Source organism: Frankia sp. AgKG'84/4 (genome assembly GCF_023242965.2).
Classification (GTDB): Bacteria; Actinomycetota; Actinomycetes; order Frankiales; family Frankiaceae; genus Frankia.
On the sequence record NZ_JALKFU020000846.1, the window covers coordinates 1 to 959 of the forward strand.

Annotated in this window: 1 protein-coding gene and 1 pseudogene; one reads left to right on the forward strand and one right to left on the reverse strand. The window is 75.5% G+C overall.

What is annotated here, in order from left to right; all coding sequences use genetic code 11:
- Positions 1-200, forward strand: a pseudogene (locus tag MXD58_RS25610) (hybrid sensor histidine kinase/response regulator); the annotation flags it as partial.
- Positions 201-244: 44 nt separating this feature from the next.
- Here MXD58_RS25610 and MXD58_RS25615 read toward each other — a convergent pair.
- On the reverse strand, positions 245-715 hold the full coding sequence (locus MXD58_RS25615) for a cupin domain-containing protein (protein WP_248836692.1): 471 nt from the start codon (positions 713-715) through the stop codon (positions 245-247).
- Positions 716-959 lie beyond the last annotated feature (244 nt).

Below are 959 nucleotides of genomic sequence, written 5' to 3' on the forward strand. Positions count from 1 at the left end.
CGCCGGAACTGCTCGCCGACCTCGCCGCCGACCCGACCGCCGCCGCGATCCCCGCGCTCGTCCTCACCGAGGACGCCGATCCGCAGGAGCGCGCCGGGCTGCGCCGCGCCGGGGCACTCGACGTCCTCGACCTTCCGCTGGTCCCGGCGCTGCTCATGGCAGCCACGACCGCCCTGCCCGTCGCCTCAGCCCCCCGCTAGACGACTGGTCGCCCTCAAGGCGCCGCGACCCGCGCGTGGTCGGGTCAGCGCGGCGGGCTCGGCTCGTCGAGGAGTTCGAAGTCGGCGAAGTCGAAGCCGGGCGCGACGACGCAGCCGACAAGGACCGGCCGCCCGGCGGTGGGGACGGCGGTCTGCCACTGCCCGGCCGGCACGACGACCTGCGGCACCTCGCCGCCGGAGGTGTCCGGTCCGAGCAGGGCGATCTGTCCTGGCACCGGCCGTCCACCCGCGCCGCCGAGAGTGAGTTCCAAGGCGCCGCCGCCCTGCCAGAGCCAGATCTCCGCGGAGGCCACCCGATGCCACCGGGAGACCTCACCCGGGGGCAGCAGGAACAGGATGGACGTCATCACGGGCCGGCGGCCGCCGTGCGCGTCGAGGAGATCGGGGCTGGCCCACGTCCGCCGGTACCAGCCGCCCTCGGGATGCGGTCGCAGGCCCAGGGCGGCGATCAGATCGCCGGCGGGAACGTCCGGATCGTCGAGCCGGACCATCATCAGCTCCTCTCCCGTGGGGTCAGTCCCGTGGGGTCAGTCCCGTGGGGTCAGTCCCGTGGGGTCAGTCCCGTGGGGTCAGTTCCGCGGGGTCAGTTCCGCGGGGTCAGTTCCGCGGGGTCAGCGCGTCGCCCGGCGCGTCGCCGGGTGTCGGTGAGATCTCCGTCAGCAGCCGCTGCGCGGCCGACCACGGGTCGACGGCACCGGCGGTGCTCGCGCGGGCGAGCTCGGCCAGCCGGGCCTGCTG